Origin of the sequence: Paracidovorax valerianellae, assembly GCF_900102625.1 — a bacterium.
Lineage (GTDB): Bacteria > Pseudomonadota > Gammaproteobacteria > Burkholderiales > Burkholderiaceae_C > Paracidovorax > Paracidovorax valerianellae.
Map to the genome: position 1 here is coordinate 57214 of NZ_FMZC01000017.1, position 14701 is coordinate 71914.

Consider the following 14701-nt stretch of genomic DNA (forward strand, 5'->3'; position numbering starts at 1 on the left):
CCTTAAAGGGCGGTGACCAGCGAAGCTGACAGCTCGCGGTGCGCGTTGATCTGTGAAAGCAACGCGTGGGCTTTTGCTTCGATAGGCTGCATTGCATCGGTGCCCGCCACAAAACGCCTCGGTGGCTTTTCAAGTACTGCCAGTTGCACCAATGCGCTCGCAAGCTTCACTGGGTCGCCCGGCTGCTTGCCATCCAGACTGGAAAGATAGGCGATCGTCCCTGCGGTGCGGTCTGCGTAATCGTCGATTGAAGGCATTGCGAATGTCGTGGAACCGTTTGACAACAATTCGGTCCGGAAGAAGCCCGGTTCGACCAGCATCGTTGCGATACCGAACGGTTCGATTTCTGGCGAGAGCGACTCCATCCAGCCCTCGACGCCGAATTTTCCCGCCGCATAGCCTGTGCAGAATGTCCCACCGACGAGACCTGCAGTCGATGAAATCGTGAGGACGAGTCCGGCGCGCTGATTTCGCATCACCGGCAACACAGCGCGTGTGACGTTCATTGGGCCGAAAAGCAAGGTCTCGATCTGCTGTCGAATCTGATCCGGGCTGAGCTCCTCGAAGAAACCGGCGTAAAAGTTGCCGGCGTTGTTGACAAGCACATCAATGCGCCCGAAGCGCGCTATGGCCGCTGCAGCGGCGGCCGTCGCGTCGTCTGCATCTGTGATGTCCAGCTTCACCGTCAGGAGCTTGTCATGCGAGCCGAGCGCTGCATCCAGTTTTTTTGGGTCGCGACCTGTAGCGACCACTGCGTGTCCAGCCGACAGGGCCGAGCGAACGATGTCCGCTCCGAGGCCGCGGCCGGCACCGGTGATCAGCCATACTTTTTCATTTAAAGACATTGTGTTCCTTGGTTCGTTAGTGGCGCGTCATCAATCCCGTCACGCTAGGGCCATAAGAGTTCAGTAGAAAGCGGTTTGGTTTTGGGCCGCCAGTTCTCGAGCCAGTACGCATAGGGCGTCGGAAGAACTTGTTCGAGGAGTCCAAGCTCAAGCGCCGCGTGGCGGGGCCAATGCGGGTTGTCAAGCAGCCGTCGCGCCACCATCACGAAATCGATTTTTTTCTCGCGCACCGCGCGGTCTGCGTCTTTTGCATCGGTGATTAGCCAACTAGTGGTCGCCTTCAAACCCGTTTCTAGCGCGACTCGCGCGGCGGTATCGATCAGCAGGTTCGGTGTCCATGGCACAGGCGCGAGCGTGGAAAACCCGATACCCACGTCAACGAGGTCTAAGCCCTCGGCCCTGAGCCACTGAAGGACCGTAATGGACTCGGACAAATTTGCATCGTCTTTGCCGTCGAATTCCAGGACGCCGAGACGCACAGCCAACGGTAAGTGCGCAGGCCACACGCGCCGAACAGCGGCAATGGTCTCGACGAGGAAGCGAGCCCTGTTCTCCAGACTGCCACCATAGGCATCGTCGCGATGATTCGAGTGCGGCGATAGGAAGCTTTGTGCCAAAAAGCCGTGGGCGAAATGCAACTCCAGCCACTGAAAGCCGGCCGTCAAGGCGCGCTGGGCGGCATCTATAAAGTTTTGTTGGGCCCGATGAATGTCTTTGAGACTCATCGCCCTTGGCACATGGGGGTGGTTCGCGATCAGTGGTAGGGCGGACGGCGCGATGGGTTGCCATGCTTGCGGTTCGCTCGAAGTGATTGGCACACCACCTTCCCATGGTGGAGTACAGCCACCCTTGCGTCCCGCGTGGCCGAGTTGGATGCCCGGGACAGCGCCCCCCTTTGTAATCGCCTGCGCGATGGCCGAAAGACCTTCGATGTGCGAATTGTTCCAGAGGCCCAAGTCTCCGATCGTTATCCGGCCTTCTGGAGACACCGCTGTGGCTTCAACCATCACTAGCCCTGCGCCACCCCGTGCCAATGCCGTGTAGTGAGGCGTGTGCCAATCGGTAATCCGGCCCTCCTGATCGGCTTGGTACTGGCACATCGGGGATGCAGCGATGCGGTTGCGAAGGGTGATTTCCTTCAGGGTGAAACGGTCGAACAGGCCGGGCATCGATAGTCCTTGTAATAGCGCCACTGTAGAAGTCACCGTTCAAAAGAAAAATGGCCTTACACCGAATGCCTCTTGAAGATAATCTTCAATATGAAACTCAAACAGCTCGACGGACTGATCGCATTTTGGAAGGTGGCGGAGCACAAAGGTTTCAGCTCGGCAGCTGCAGAACTGGAGGTTTCGCCTTCCGCATTGAGCCAAGCCATCCGGCACCTTGAAGCCCGCCTCGGAGTCAGGCTGCTGAACAGAACCACACGAAGCTTGAGCCTGACTGAGGCCGGAGAAGCCTACCTTGCGAGGGTGGGGCCCGCGCTGGGGCAGGTCGTTGAAGCGGGTGAAGAGCTCAACGTGATGCAGAGCCGGCCGGCCGGTACGCTGCGGCTCAATGCCGCTCGAGTATCGATTGCCATGGTGCTACAGCAGCAGCTAGCCGGGTTTTTTCGAGAGAACCCGCAGGTGCACATTGAATTGACCAACGACGAAGGTTTCGTCGATATCGTGGCACGCGGGTTCGATGCTGGAATCCGTTTGGGAGAAAGCGTTCAGCAGGACATGGTGGCTGTTCCTCTCGGCGGACCGGTGACGATGGCCGTGGTCGGTTCACCTGAGTACTTGAAGCGGGTGCCGGCGCCACGTCATCCGAATGACCTTGCGCGCCACAACTGCGTGCGGTTTCGAGGCTTAGGCTCAGGGGCGATTTACAAATGGGAGTTTGAAATCGAAGGCCGTCCGGTGGAGTACGAAGTGCAGGGCAGCTTGACTATCTCAGACTCGTTATTCGGCCTGGACGCCGCTCTCGAAGGTGTTGGGCTTGCCTACACATTTGAGGGATTGGCGGCTCCTCTGGTCAAGTCAAAACGCCTGACACGCGTTTTGACCAAGTTTTCGCCGACATTTCCAGGTTTTTATTTGTACTACCCAAGTCGGCATGATCAGCCAACGAAGCTGAAGGCCTTGATTGACTTCGTAAGGCAATCGGCGAAGTAGCTAACAGCGTTTGCGCCGCAGGTACGAGTTTCCTGTCAGCGTTTATAGCGATGGCGGAAAACGTGAAACCGCTATCAGGTCCACGAGCGCACTTTGACGAAATCTGCCATCCGGCAGCACACGGGCGCGGGCGGCAGCCCGCCCACCTCGGCCGGCGTGGCCACCGATTCGCCGGGCGGTAGCATGCGCGCCTGGCGCCAGCGGCCGAATCGGTAATACGCCATCGACATCAGCATGGCGCACAGCGCGCTGGCCGGAAAGCTCCACCAGATTGCGTCCGCGCCCAGCCAGGGCTGCAGCCCGTAGGCGATCGGCAGGCGGATGCCCCACAGCGCCAGGCCCAGGATGATGAGTGGCGGCACCACCGCCCCCGTCGCCCGCACCACGCCCGAAAGCACGAAGGTCACGCCGAAGAACAGGAACGATCCCACCGCGATGTGGTTCAGGTGCCGCGCCGCTTCCAGCGAAGCGCTGCCCTCGGGCAGAAAGAGCGACAGCGCCATGCGGTCAAGCAGGATGAGCGGCGCGATCAGCGCCCCCGTGAGCACGAAGTTGAACAGCGTGCCGCTGCGCGCGACGCCGTCCACCCGGTCCCAGCGGCCGGCACCCACGTTCTGCGCGGCCATCGACGAGCACGCGGCGCCGATCGCCATGGCCGGCATCTGCACGTAGGTCCACAACTGCAGCGCCGCGCCGTAGGCCGACGCGGTGACCACGCCCTGCGCGTTGACCATGCCCATCACCATCAGCATGGCCAGCGAGATCATCACCATCTGCACGCCCATCGGAATGCCCTTGACGACCAGCGCCCGCAGGATGGCCGGGTCGGGCACGAACAGCCGCCATTGCGCGCGGCCGATCCACAGCGGGTGGCGCCGGTAGCGCAGCCACGCCAGCAGCGCCGCGAAGCTCAAGGCGTTGGCCACCAGCGTGGCCATGGCCGAGCCCGCTATGCCCATGCGCGGCAGCGGCCCCAGGCCGAAGATGAGCAGCGGGTTCAGCGCCGTGTCCAGCACCACCACCAGCAGCAGTAAGAGAAACGGGGTGCGCGTGTCGCCCGCGCCGCGCAGCACCGCCGAGATGAAAGCGAACAGGTACAGCAGCGGAATGGCCAGGAACAGCGTGCGCAGGTAGGCCTCGGCCAGTGGCAGCGCGTCGGGCGGCGTGCCCATCCAGCCCAGGATCTCGCGCGACAGCGGCAGGCCCATCAGGGCGATGAGCACCGAGGTGCCCCCGAAGAATGTGGCGCTGGTGCCCATCACGCGCTGGGCCTGCGCGAGATTCTTCGCGCCCATGGCCTGGGCCACGAGGATGGTGGCCGCCATGCCCACGCCGAACACGGCGCCGATCAGCAGGAACAGGATGTTGTTGGCATTCGCCGTGGCGGTGAGCGCCGCCTCGCCCAGGTAGCGCCCGACCCAGATGGCGTTGATCGATCCGTTGAGGGACTGCAGCACGTTGCCCGCGAGGATGGGCAACGCGAACACCAGCAGCGTGCGGCCGATGGGGCCTTGGGTCAGGTCGCGCGTGGGGGGCTTGGGCATGCGGCATGGTGCCAGCGCCCACGGTACCCGGGCTGTCGGCCGATGCCGGCAACTTTCCGGCACGGAATCGCGGCTCTGCCGGCACAGCGGCGATCAGAACCCCTGCAGCACGACCTTGCCCATGGCGCGGCCGCTTTCCACCAGCGCGTGGGCCTGGCGCAGGTGGGCCGCGTCGATGCGTCCGCCATCGGTGGTGAAGGTGCTGCGCAGCCGGCCCGCATCCAGAAGGCGCGCCACTTCGGCCAGCAACTCGCCCTGGCGGTGCAGGTCGGGCGTGCCGAACAGCGAGCGCGTGAACATCATTTCCCAGTGCAGCGAAATGCTCTTGCGCTTGAGGGGCATCACGTCCAGCGAGGGCATGTCGTCGATCACCGTGATCTGCCCCTGGGGCCGCACGCATTCCACATATTGGGCCATGTAGGTCGGCGTGTGGGTGAGCGACGCCACGTGGTCCACCTGCGGCAAGCCCAGGGCCGCCAGTTGCGGGGCGAGCGGCTGGTGGTGGTCGATCACGTCGTGCGCGCCCATGTCCAGGCACCACTGGCGCGTTTCGGGCCGCGAGGCGGTGGCGATCACGCGCAGGCCCGTCAACTGGCGCGCCAGTTGGATGAGGATCGAGCCGACCCCGCCCGCGCCGCCCACGACCAGCAGGGACTGCCCCGCCGCCGCGCCATCGCCAGCCGGAATGCGCAAGCGGTCGAACAGGATCTCCCACGCCGTGATGGCGGTCAGCGGCATCGCAGCGGCCTGGGCATCCGAAAGCGTTGCGGGCGCAGGCGCGGCGATGCGTGCATCCACCGCGTGCAGTTCGGCATTGGCGCCGGGGCGGTCGATGGCGCCGGCGTAATACACGCGGTCGCCCACCGCGAAACCCTGCACCGCGCTGCCCAGCGCCTGCACGGTGCCCACCGCGTCCCAGCCCAGCACCTTCGGCGAACCCGCCTCGGGCGCCGCGCTGGCGCGCACTTTCGTGTCCACGGGATTGACCGACACCGCCTGCACGCGCACCAGCAGATCGTGCTTGCCAGGCGTGGGCTCGGGAAGGTCCAGATCCACCAGGGCTTCAGGGTGGTCGATGGCATGGGGGGCGTGGTAGCCGATGGCTTTCATGTGCAACTCCGTCAAAAAAGAAGAAAAGAAACAGCGATGCACGCACTGTAGGTTGGCAAAATGGATTTGATAAGACCGTTGAATTTCTATCTATTTCAAATGAAATTTGAAAATATCTCCGACCTGCGTGTGCTGGTCGAAACCGCCCGGGGCGGCAGCCTGACCGCCGCGGCCCGGGTGCTCGAAATCACCCCCGCCGCTGCCAGCGCCATGCTCAAGCGGCTGGAGGCCCAGGTGGGCACGCGCCTGTTCGAGCGCTCCACCCGCGCCATGCGGCTGACCGACCAGGGCCAGACCCTGCTCGACTACGCCACGCGGGCGCTGGAGTTGCTGGAAGAAGGCGCCAGCCAGGCGGCCTCCGAAGCCGGTGCACTGCGGGGCACCGTGCGCGTGGCCGCGCCGTCCGACCTGTCGCGCAGCCTGCTGCTGGGGTGGTTCGATGGGTTTTTGCAGCAGCACCCGGGCGTGCACATCGCCTTGTCGGTGAGCGACCGGGTGCACGACGTGCGCCGTGATGCGGTCGATGTGGCGCTGCGCTACGGCGCGCTGGCCGATTCGCAACTGGTCGCCCGCCCGCTGTGCATCACCCGGCGCGTGCCCTGCGCCGCGCCGGCCTACCTGGCGCGTCGGGGCGCGCCGCAGCATCCCGCGGACCTGGCGCGGCACGATTGCCTGACCCTGCACATCGCCGGCCGGCGCGAGGTGCGCTGGCATTTCGAGCGCGCCACCGACGGCGAAGCGGTGTCGGTGGCCGTCGAAGGTGAGCGCAGCGTGGACGACGGCGCGATCGCGCACGAATGGGCGCTGGCGGGCGGCGGCATCGTCTACAAATCGGCCATCGACGTGCGGGCCAACCTGCGCGCAGGCGCCCTCGTTGCGCTGATGCCCGATTGGCTGGGCCAGCGCTACGCCCTGCACGCGGTGCTGCCCAGCAACCGCTTCGTGCCTGCGCGGGTGCGGGCGTTGGTCGATCACCTGGCGCAATGCTGCGCTGCCCTGGCGGCCGAAGAGTCGGCGCAGAGCGGCGGGGCCGGATGGGTCGCCCTGCCTTGACGGCGGCAGCGGCCGATAAAAAAGCCCCGCCAAGGCGGGGCAGTGCAGAGGCTGTTCAAGCGCCCTGGCGGCTCAGAACTTTTCCCATTCGTCGTCGGCCGTGGCGGCCATCGCCGGTTGTTTCGCCGGCCGGGCCGCGGTCAACGACGCCTGGGGCTTGCGGGCGGGGGCGGCCACGGCCCGGGGGGCCTGGGCGCGGGGCATCGCAGCAGGGGCCGGCGCAGTCCGGCTTTGGGCCTGTGCGCGGCGGATGACGGCGCCGGAGGCCGATTCGTCAAGGCGGAACACGCTGACGATTTCCACCAGGCGCGAGGCCTGATGGTTCAGGCTGTCGGCCGCAGCGGCCGACTCTTCCACCAGCGCTGCGTTCTGCTGCGTCACCTGATCGAGCTGGTTCACCGCATCGCTCACCTGCGAAATGCCTTGCTCCTGTTCATGCGTGGCGGCACCGATCTCGCCGATCAGGTCGGCCACACGGCGGGCCTGCTCGACGATCTCGTTCATGGTGGTGCCGGCTTCGCCGACCAGCGACGAGCCTTGTTCCACCGTCTGCACGCTCTGGCTGATCAGCGCCTTGATTTCCTTGGCGGCCTCGGCGGACCGGCCCGCCAGGCTGCGTACTTCGCTGGCCACGACGGCAAAGCCCCGGCCCTGTTCGCCGGCCCGCGCGGCTTCCACGGCGGCGTTCAGCGCCAGGATGTTGGTCTGGAAGGCAATGGAGTCGATCACGCCGATGATGTCGCTGATCTTGCGCGAACTGGCCGTGATGTCTTCCATGGTGCGCACCACGTTGCTCACCACTTCTCCGCCCTTGGTCGCCGTGGCGCTGGCCGAGGTCGCCAGTTGCGATGCGGTGCGCACCGTGTCGGCGTTCTGCTTGACCGTGGAATTCATCTCTTCCATCGACGCCGCTGTCTGCTGCAGGTTGGACGCCTGCTCTTCGGTGCGCTGGCTCAGGTCGGCGTTGCCCGTGGCGATCTGGCCCGCGCCGGTGGCGATCGATTCGCTGCTCTCGCGCACCTGGCCCACGATGCCGCTCAGGCTGGTGCGCATCGTGTTCATGGCCGCCAGCACGCTGTGGGTATCGCCCTCGCGCAACTGCACGCCCACTGCCAGGTTGCCGCTCGCCACCTGCTGGGCGATCTCGGAGGCATAGGCCGGCTCGCCCCCCACCTGCGCCTTGATCTGGCGGGTGATGGCCCAGGCGACCAGACCACCCGCGGCGGCGGCGATGGCGGCCAGCGCCAGCATCAGGTTGCCGGCCGAGGCGGCGCTGCGTTCGGACTCGTCCGCCGTGCTCACGGTGGAGGCCTTCTGGTAGGCGATCACGTCGTCGAGCGCCTTGAAATACGCCGACTGCACGGGGCGCACGGGGCCGAGAAGCTGTTCGCGCGCCTGCTCGTTCTGGTTCGCCAACCCCAGGTCCACCGCCTTGTTCAGTGCCGCGACGTAGGCGGGGCGGGCCTCGCCGATCTTGGCGAACAGCGCACGGGCTTCGGGGCTGGACATGCGCGTGTTCAACTGGCCGATCAGCTCCAAATTGCGGGCCTGGGTCTGCTCGATGCGGCGCTTTTCTTCCGCCATCTGCGTCGGGTCTTCCAGCAGCGCGATGTTGCGGGCCGCGCGGGCGACCGTGTTCAGGCCGTCCTTCATTTCCTGCAGGAGCAGCAGATTGGCGACGCGGTCGTGCGACAGCAGCTTGATATTGCTGCCCACCTGGTCCAGCTGGACCCGGCCGAAGGCCGCCACCAGAAAGCCGATGGCGATGACGAGAGCGAATCCAGAGCCCAGCAAGGTGCCCAGTTTCATGCGTTGGAAGAAGTTCATGGCTGCCTTTGAGCGGTAATCGAATGGCCCAGTGGACCGATATGTCACGTTTGTGTCAATGTGTAATTTGTATCTCTGGCATGTAATTAAAGCTGTAGGACGCTGCCTCCGTCCCGGGTGCGCCATTTCTGGGTCAGCGGTGGCTTGATCGTGGGCAAGGCGCCACAATCCGCCCATGTGACTGGCAGGCCGATGGGTCTGTCCGGTCTTGTTCCGCCCCGCCCGTGATTTGCCGATGACCGCCACCCGCCCCAATCTTCTTTTCATCCTGGCCGACGACCTGGGCTACGCCGATCTGGGTTGCACGGGCGCGCGCGATGCCTACAGCGTGCCCGTGGATGTCTCTCCGCGGCTGGACGCCCTGGCCGCCTCCGGCTTGCGGTGCACGCGGGGCTATTCCAATTCGGCCGTGTGCTCGCCCACGCGGTTCGCGCTGGCCACGGGCCGCTGGCAGTACCGGCTGCGGGGCGCGGCTGAAGAGCCGCTGGCCAGCGTGCATGGCGACAAGGTGCTGGGCCTGCCGCCCGGCCATCCCACGCTGCCTTCGCTGCTGCGCGACGCGGGCTATGCCACCGCGCTGGTGGGCAAGTGGCACCTGGGCTACCCGCCGCATTTCGGCCCGCGCATGTCGGGCTACGACTCCTTCTATGGCTTTCACGCCGGGGGCTCGGATTACTTCGCGCATTGCGATCCGCGCGGCCGGCCGGACTTCTGGACCGATGAGACCGCGCACACAGAAGACGGCTACCTCACCGACCTGCTGAGCCGCCGCGCGGCCGACTTCGTGCGCGAGCAACCGGCCGATCGCCCCTTCCTGCTGAGCCTGCACTACAGCGCCCCGCACTGGCCGTGGCTCACGCGGGACGACCGCGCCGAGTCCGAGCGCCTGGGCGGCTTCGGCAAGCACATCGACGGGGGCAGCCTTGAAACCTACCAGCGCATGATCCATCACATGGACGAAGGCATCGGCTGGGTGCTGGATGCGCTGGAAGAAAAGGGCCTGGCCGAGAACACGCTGATCGTCTTCACCAGCGACAACGGCGGCGAGCGCTATTCCAACAATTGGCCCTTCGTCGGCCAGAAGATGGATCTGCTGGAAGGCGGCATCCGCGTGCCGCTGCTGGCCCGCTGGCCCGCGCGCATCGCCCCTGGCAGCGTGAGCGACACGCCCAGCCTCACCATGGACTGGACCGCCACGTTCCTGGCCGCCGCCGGCGTGGCCGCGCACCCCGATTACCCGCTGGACGGCACCAGCCTGCTGCCGCTTTTCGACGACCCTCGCTGGTGCCCGGAGCGCGACCTGTTCTGGCGCATGAAGCACCGCGAGCAGCGTGCGCTGGTGCGCGGGCGCTACAAATACCTGCAAGTGGATGGTGTGGAATACCTCTTCGACGTAGTGGCCGACCCCCGCGAACGCGCCAACCTGCGCGACCGCGAACCGGCGCGCCTGGCCGAGCTTCGCGCCGCCTGGCAGGCGTGGGACGCGGCATTGCCCCCCATTCCCGATGAGGCCAAGGTGTCGCTGGTGTTCACGCGCAACGAGCTGCCCCAAGCGACGTTCTGACCTGGCCGCCTTGCACCGCTCTTCTTACCGCACGCCTTCTCATCGCATCCGCCCATGACCCCATCGCCCTCCGTGCCCTCCGAACCATTCCAGCCACCCTCCCGTTTCTGGGCCGAATGGTCTGCGCGCGATTTCGTGCAGGCCCAGGCGTCGGGTCTGGCGGCAGAAACCGTGGCCGTGCTGCCGGTGGCGGCCATCGAGCAGCACGGTCCGCATCTGCCGCTCAGCGTGGATGCCGCGCTGCTGCAGGGCGTGATCGATGCGGCGCTGCCCCAGCTGCCCGGCCACCTGCCGGTCGTGTTCCTGCCGCCCCAGAACGTGGGCCTGAGCACCGAGCACACCGCGTATGCGGGCACCCTCACGCTCAAGCCCGCCACCCTCATTGCGCTGTGGACCGAGCTGGGCGAATGCGTGGCCCGCGCGGGCTTCAAGAAACTGCTGCTGCTCAACGGCCATGGCGGCCAGGTGAGCGTGATGGACATCGTGGCGCGCGAGCTGCGCCAGCATTGCGGCCTGCTCGTCTACAGCGCCAGCTGGTTCAGCCTCCCACTGCCCGAAGCGGTGAACGGTTTGTTCAGCGCCGAAGAGCACCGCTTCGGCATCCACGGCGGAGAGATCGAAACTTCGATGATGCTGCACCTTGCCCCCGGCACCGTGCGCATGGACCAGGCGCAGGATTGGCGGTCCACCTCGCAGGACCGTGCGGAGCGCTACGCCATCCTGGGCAACGGCAAGAGCGCCAAGATGGGCTGGGCCATGCAGGACTACCACCCGGCCGGTGCAGTGGGCAATGCGGCCGGCGCGACGGCCGAGAAAGGCCGGGCGGTGGTGCAGGCTGCAGCGGCAGGGCTGGCCCAGTTGCTGGGCGAGATCCACGCGCTGCCGCTGAACACGGTCGTGGCCCGCGGAGCGCTTTGAGGCGCTGCCTTGGCGGTCAGGCCAGCGGCAGCGCGATGCCCGATTCCGCGAACACTTCGCGCACGACCGACAGGCCGTTGAGCGCCGCAGGAAACCCCGCATAGACCGCCATCTGCATCACCACTTCCACGATCTCGCCCGGCTTGCAGCCCACGTGCAGCGCCGCATGAACGTGCACCCGCAACTGGGGCAGGGCATGGCCCAGGGCGCACAGCGCGGCCACCGTGGCCAGTTCGCGTTCACGCAGGCCCAGACCTTCCCGCGCGTAGATGTCGCCGAATGGGAACTCCAGCAGGTAGCGCGCGAAGTCGGGGAACGATTTCGCCAGCCCCTCGACCACCGCCAGGCCCGCCGGGCCATCCACGGCGCCCAGCATGCGCACGCCGCGTGCGTAGCGTTCGGTGCTCATCGGGCACCTCCGAAATGTTCGCAGGATGCCGCGCCACGCGAGACATCGGTATTGAGACAGAAGGAAAAAGCCATGGTGTTTCTCAGGAAGGTGTCGAAGCCGCTGAATGTAGGGAGCGGCCGCTGCGCAGGGAATGACCCATTTCGTGATACTTTTTTGGTATGAATAACCTTCTCGATTCCCGCTCGCTCGCGCTGTTCCTGGCCGTGGCGGATGCGCTGAGCTTCCGGCAGGCGGCCGAAACGCTGCACCTGTCGCAGCCGCCCTTGAGCCGTGCCATCCGGGAGCTGGAAGAGCGCCTGGGCGCGCGGCTTTTCGACCGCAACACGAAAGGCGTGAACCTCACCGATGCGGGCCACCGGCTGGTGCCCTATGCGCGCGGTGTCGCCAAGCTGCTTCGCGACGCGCAGGCAGCCCTTGCCAACCCCGGCATGCCTGCCACGCTCCGGCTGGGCCTCACGAGCGCCGTCGAGCCCGGGTGGTTTCGCGGGCTGGCGCAGCGGGTGCAGGCGATCCACCCGGGCACCACGGTGTCCATCGTTTCCGACCCCTCGCCCCGCCTGGTGCGCCAACTGGGCAGCGGCAAGCTGGATGCGGCGTTCGTCGCGCTGCCCACCCGCGCCCCGGGCCTGGAAGTGGTGGAGCTTGACCGCCTGCCGATGGTGGTGGCCCTGCCGTCCGCGCACCCGCTGGCCAAACGCAAGGTGCTTCGCCTGGCCGACCTGTCGCGCGAAACGGTCTTCTGGTTCGAGCGTGCGCGCCAGCCCGCGTTCTACGACCACTGCCAGCAGGTTTTTTCGCGCCATGGCTTCGCGCCGAAAAAGCTCAGGGAGCCGACCGACCACCATGTGCTGCTGGCGGAGGTGGCGAATGGCCGTGGCGTGGCCCTGCTGCCGCGCTCGTTCACCAGGCTGCGGCGAACGGGCGTCGTGTACCGTGCGCTGGCGGAAGGCGACGCGCTGTCGGTCGGCATCGGCCTGGCGACGCGCCCGGGCCGCCCGGCCATGCGCGACGGGCTCGTTGCCGCGACCGGGCTGGACGCTGCCGCGGCTTAGCCGGCACGGCCTTTTACGTCTTGTTCCACTCTGCCAGGTCTTCCCCAGGTCTCCCCCAGCCGCCGCTGAATCACACTCTCGCCATGCAAACCTCCAAACTCTCCGTGGCCCGCGCCTACGCGGTCGGCATGCACGGCGCGCAGCGATACGGGGCGCTTCCCTATTCGCACCATCTGGACGCGGTCGCTGCGGTTCTCGCGCCCTACGGCGAAGACGCGCAGGTCATCGGCTATCTGCACGATGTGGTCGAAGACACCGGCGCCACGGTGGACGACGTGCGGGCGCGCTTCGGCGACCTGGTTGCCGAATGCGTCGCCTTGCTCACCGACGAGCCGGGCGAGACGCGGAAAGAGCGCAAGACCAAGACCTACGCCAAGCTGGCCCGGGTGACGGGGCCGCAAACGCTTGCGTTGGTGGTGAAGGTGGCGGACCGGCTTTCGAACGTCCGGGCGTGCGTGGCGGATGCCAATCGCCCCATGTGGGCTGTGTACCAAGGCGAGCACCCGGTGTTCAAGGCGTCCGCGTTTCGTCCCGGCCTGTGCGATGCGCTGTGGACCGAGCTGGACACCCTGCTGAGCGAAGAAGCGCTGCCGCAAAGCGCGTGAGAAGCCGGCGCACCGCGGGGCCGGGCGGATGGGCGCATGGGCAACGCGAGCCGCTCACCGGCCCGTTGCCTCCAGTCGCAATGCTTGCAGAACGAGCGAAAACGCGGGCGAGGGCTGGCGCCGGCTCGGGTAGTACAGGTGGTAGCCGCCGAAGGGCGGACACCAGTCTTCCAGAACGCGCACGAGCCGGCCCGCTTCGATGTGCGGGGCCAGTTCATCCTCCGGCAGCAAGGTGATTCCCAAACCGGCCAGCGCGGCATCGACCTGGGGCGGTGCGGTGTTGAAGATCAGCGGGCCGTCCACACGCACGTTGACCACTTTCCCCCGACGAGCGAAATCCCACACGTACAGGCCACCCGAAGTGGGCATGCGCTGGTTAATGCAGCGGTGGGCCGTCAAATCGTGCGGCGTCTTCGGGGCGGGGTGGGCGGCGAAGTACGCGGGCGATGCCACCACGGCCATGCGCAGCGGCGGGCCGAGGGGCACGGCGATCATGTCCTTGTCGATGGTGTTGCCCAGGCGCACGCCGGCGTCGAACCGGTCGGCCACAATGTCTCGAAAGCCGTAGTTCATGTCGAACTCCAGCCTGATGTCCGGGTAGGCGTGCAGCAGCGGCATGAGCTTGGGCAGCAGCACGGTGTGCATCACGTTGTCGCCGCAGGTGATGCGCACCGTGCCGGCCGGCTTGTCGCGCAGCGCGGTGAGGGCGTCGAGCTCCGCCTCGATCTCGTCGAAGCGGTGGCCGATGGCGTGCATCAGCCGCTCACCCGCCGGCGTGGGCGAGACGCTGCGCGTCGTGCGGGTGAGCAGTCGAATCTGCAGCCGCTCCTCCAGCCCGCGCAGCGCCTGGCTGAGCGCCGACTGCGTCACGCCTAGCGTGGCCGCCGCCCGGGTGAAGCTGCCTTCGCGCGCCACGGTGACGAAGGCGAGCAGATCGTTGAGGTTGCGCCGTGCCATGTGACCGCCTGCCTTTGATTGATTAGTGGGGCTGATAAATCTATTAAGCATTCATTATCTAGTCGGCGCGGCACTGCGTGGGCAAACTTCCCGGCATGGCACACAGCAACCGCATTCCTTCTCTTCGCCGCACGGCGCGGGCCTGCGGCAATGCCTTGGCGGTCGGACTGAGCGCCTCGCTGGTCGCCTCCTCATTCGCTCAAGGAGCTCCCATGAAGATCCGCCTGCAAGTCGGTGGCGAAACCGCCACGGCCACGTTGAACGACAGCGCGGCCAGCCGCGATTTCGCTGCGCTGCTGCCGCTGTCCCTCACGCTGGAGAACTACGCCGGGGTCGAGCGCATCGCCACCTTGCCGGCCAAGCTCTCGGCGGCCGGATCGCCGGAGGGCATCGCGCCCCGCACAGGCGACATCGCCTTCTACGCGCCATGGGGCAACTTGGCGGTCTTCGTCGGCGACGACGTCTATGCCAGCGGGCTGCTGCGGCTGGGCCGGGTGGACACAGGCTTGGCGGTGCTGCGGCGCCAGGGACCGTTTCCGGTACGGATCGAGCGCCTACCGGACTGAGCGCCCAGCCAACCGCCAACCCTCCGCCACCAACCACCGCCATCAATCACCACCCTGCCAGTGGCGCCATCGAGCGCGCCATGGCTTCGCTC

The 14701-nt window shown here is 66.4% G+C and carries 14 protein-coding genes; 7 read left to right on the top strand and 7 right to left on the bottom strand.

Going from position 1 to position 14701, the window contains the following annotated elements; genetic code table 11:
- Nucleotides 1-2: 2 nt before the first annotated feature.
- Nucleotides 3-845: an SDR family oxidoreductase gene (locus BLT03_RS20410; RefSeq protein ID WP_092745605.1), complete on the bottom strand. Its 843-nt coding sequence runs from the start codon at nucleotides 843-845 to the stop codon at nucleotides 3-5.
- A 44-nt stretch (nucleotides 846-889) separates the two neighbouring features.
- Nucleotides 890-2014 carry an NADH:flavin oxidoreductase/NADH oxidase gene (locus tag BLT03_RS20415; protein ID WP_092745606.1) on the bottom strand — a complete coding sequence of 375 codons (1125 nt, stop codon included), beginning with the start codon at nucleotides 2012-2014 and terminating at the stop codon, nucleotides 890-892.
- A 90-nt stretch (nucleotides 2015-2104) separates the two neighbouring features.
- Here BLT03_RS20415 and BLT03_RS20420 point away from each other — a divergent pair, with 90 nt between their 5' ends.
- Entirely contained in the window at nucleotides 2105-3001 is an 897-nt protein-coding gene (locus BLT03_RS20420; RefSeq protein WP_092745637.1) for a LysR family transcriptional regulator, read from the top strand.
- A 74-nt stretch (nucleotides 3002-3075) separates the two neighbouring features.
- On the opposite strand, the gene BLT03_RS20425 is transcribed toward BLT03_RS20420, so the two are convergent.
- Both BLT03_RS20425 and BLT03_RS20430 read right to left on the bottom strand, forming a co-directional pair.
- Entirely contained in the window at nucleotides 3076-4545 is a 1470-nt protein-coding gene (locus tag BLT03_RS20425; RefSeq protein WP_092745607.1) for an MATE family efflux transporter, read from the bottom strand.
- 93 nt (nucleotides 4546-4638) lie between these two features.
- The gene (locus BLT03_RS20430) at nucleotides 4639-5655 is read right to left on the bottom strand and encodes a zinc-binding alcohol dehydrogenase family protein (protein ID WP_092745608.1); all 1017 of its coding nucleotides are present in this window, start codon (nucleotides 5653-5655) and stop codon (nucleotides 4639-4641) included.
- Between the two features lie 99 nt (nucleotides 5656-5754).
- On the opposite strand from BLT03_RS20430, the gene BLT03_RS20435 reads away from it, so the two are divergent.
- Nucleotides 5755-6708 carry a LysR family transcriptional regulator gene (locus BLT03_RS20435; protein WP_092745609.1) on the top strand — a complete coding sequence of 318 codons (954 nt, stop codon included), beginning with the start codon at nucleotides 5755-5757 and terminating at the stop codon, nucleotides 6706-6708.
- A 72-nt stretch (nucleotides 6709-6780) separates the two neighbouring features.
- Here the strand turns inward: BLT03_RS20435 and BLT03_RS20440 are convergent, their stop codons facing one another.
- Nucleotides 6781-8535, bottom strand: a complete 1755-nt coding sequence (locus BLT03_RS20440) for a methyl-accepting chemotaxis protein (protein ID WP_175537819.1) — start codon at nucleotides 8533-8535, stop codon at nucleotides 6781-6783.
- A 235-nt stretch (nucleotides 8536-8770) separates the two neighbouring features.
- Here BLT03_RS20440 and BLT03_RS20445 point away from each other — a divergent pair, with 235 nt between their 5' ends.
- Both BLT03_RS20445 and BLT03_RS20450 read left to right on the top strand, forming a co-directional pair.
- On the top strand, nucleotides 8771-10099 hold the full coding sequence (locus tag BLT03_RS20445) for a sulfatase family protein (RefSeq protein ID WP_092745610.1): 1329 nt from the start codon (nucleotides 8771-8773) through the stop codon (nucleotides 10097-10099).
- A gap of 54 nt (nucleotides 10100-10153) precedes the next feature.
- Nucleotides 10154-11017 (top strand): creatininase family protein, encoded by an 864-nt coding sequence (locus tag BLT03_RS20450; RefSeq protein ID WP_092745611.1) that lies wholly within the window; start codon nucleotides 10154-10156, stop codon nucleotides 11015-11017.
- A gap of 16 nt (nucleotides 11018-11033) precedes the next feature.
- On the opposite strand, the gene BLT03_RS20455 is transcribed toward BLT03_RS20450, so the two are convergent.
- Entirely contained in the window at nucleotides 11034-11426 is a 393-nt protein-coding gene (locus BLT03_RS20455; protein ID WP_092745612.1) for a carboxymuconolactone decarboxylase family protein, read from the bottom strand.
- Between the two features lie 161 nt (nucleotides 11427-11587).
- On the opposite strand from BLT03_RS20455, the gene BLT03_RS20460 reads away from it, so the two are divergent.
- The gene (locus BLT03_RS20460) at nucleotides 11588-12481 is read left to right on the top strand and encodes a LysR family transcriptional regulator (RefSeq protein WP_092745613.1); all 894 of its coding nucleotides are present in this window, start codon (nucleotides 11588-11590) and stop codon (nucleotides 12479-12481) included.
- A gap of 83 nt (nucleotides 12482-12564) precedes the next feature.
- Nucleotides 12565-13086 (top strand): HD domain-containing protein, encoded by a 522-nt coding sequence (locus BLT03_RS20465; protein WP_092745614.1) that lies wholly within the window; start codon nucleotides 12565-12567, stop codon nucleotides 13084-13086.
- Nucleotides 13087-13140: 54 nt separating this feature from the next.
- Here the strand turns inward: BLT03_RS20465 and BLT03_RS20470 are convergent, their stop codons facing one another.
- The gene (locus tag BLT03_RS20470; RefSeq protein ID WP_092745615.1) at nucleotides 13141-14043 is read right to left on the bottom strand and encodes a LysR family transcriptional regulator; all 903 of its coding nucleotides are present in this window, start codon (nucleotides 14041-14043) and stop codon (nucleotides 13141-13143) included.
- A 212-nt stretch (nucleotides 14044-14255) separates the two neighbouring features.
- Between BLT03_RS20470 and BLT03_RS20475 the strand changes: the two genes are divergently transcribed.
- Nucleotides 14256-14609, top strand: a complete 354-nt coding sequence (locus BLT03_RS20475; protein ID WP_092745616.1) for a cyclophilin-like fold protein — start codon at nucleotides 14256-14258, stop codon at nucleotides 14607-14609.
- The last annotated feature ends 92 nt before the right edge of the window (nucleotides 14610-14701 follow it).

Bases quoted from the DNA above. Each gene is read 5' to 3' on its own strand.
- BLT03_RS20410 (WP_092745605.1), bottom strand. From the start codon at position 845: ATGTCTTTAAATGAAAAAGTATGGCTGATCACCGGTGCCGGCCGCGGC.
- BLT03_RS20415 (WP_092745606.1), bottom strand. From the start codon at position 2,014: ATGCCCGGCCTGTTCGACCGTTTCACCCTGAAGGAAATCACCCTTCGC.
- BLT03_RS20420 (WP_092745637.1), top strand. From the start codon at position 2,105: ATGAAACTCAAACAGCTCGACGGACTGATCGCATTTTGGAAGGTGGCG.
- BLT03_RS20425 (WP_092745607.1), bottom strand. From the start codon at position 4,545: ATGCCCAAGCCCCCCACGCGCGACCTGACCCAAGGCCCCATCGGCCGC.
- BLT03_RS20430 (WP_092745608.1), bottom strand. From the start codon at position 5,655: ATGAAAGCCATCGGCTACCACGCCCCCCATGCCATCGACCACCCTGAA.
- BLT03_RS20435 (WP_092745609.1), top strand. From the start codon at position 5,755: ATGAAATTTGAAAATATCTCCGACCTGCGTGTGCTGGTCGAAACCGCC.
- BLT03_RS20440 (WP_175537819.1), bottom strand. From the start codon at position 8,535: ATGAACTTCTTCCAACGCATGAAACTGGGCACCTTGCTGGGCTCTGGA.
- BLT03_RS20445 (WP_092745610.1), top strand. From the start codon at position 8,771: ATGACCGCCACCCGCCCCAATCTTCTTTTCATCCTGGCCGACGACCTG.
- BLT03_RS20450 (WP_092745611.1), top strand. From the start codon at position 10,154: ATGACCCCATCGCCCTCCGTGCCCTCCGAACCATTCCAGCCACCCTCC.
- BLT03_RS20455 (WP_092745612.1), bottom strand. From the start codon at position 11,426: ATGAGCACCGAACGCTACGCACGCGGCGTGCGCATGCTGGGCGCCGTG.
- BLT03_RS20460 (WP_092745613.1), top strand. From the start codon at position 11,588: ATGAATAACCTTCTCGATTCCCGCTCGCTCGCGCTGTTCCTGGCCGTG.
- BLT03_RS20465 (WP_092745614.1), top strand. From the start codon at position 12,565: ATGCAAACCTCCAAACTCTCCGTGGCCCGCGCCTACGCGGTCGGCATG.
- BLT03_RS20470 (WP_092745615.1), bottom strand. From the start codon at position 14,043: ATGGCACGGCGCAACCTCAACGATCTGCTCGCCTTCGTCACCGTGGCG.
- BLT03_RS20475 (WP_092745616.1), top strand. From the start codon at position 14,256: ATGAAGATCCGCCTGCAAGTCGGTGGCGAAACCGCCACGGCCACGTTG.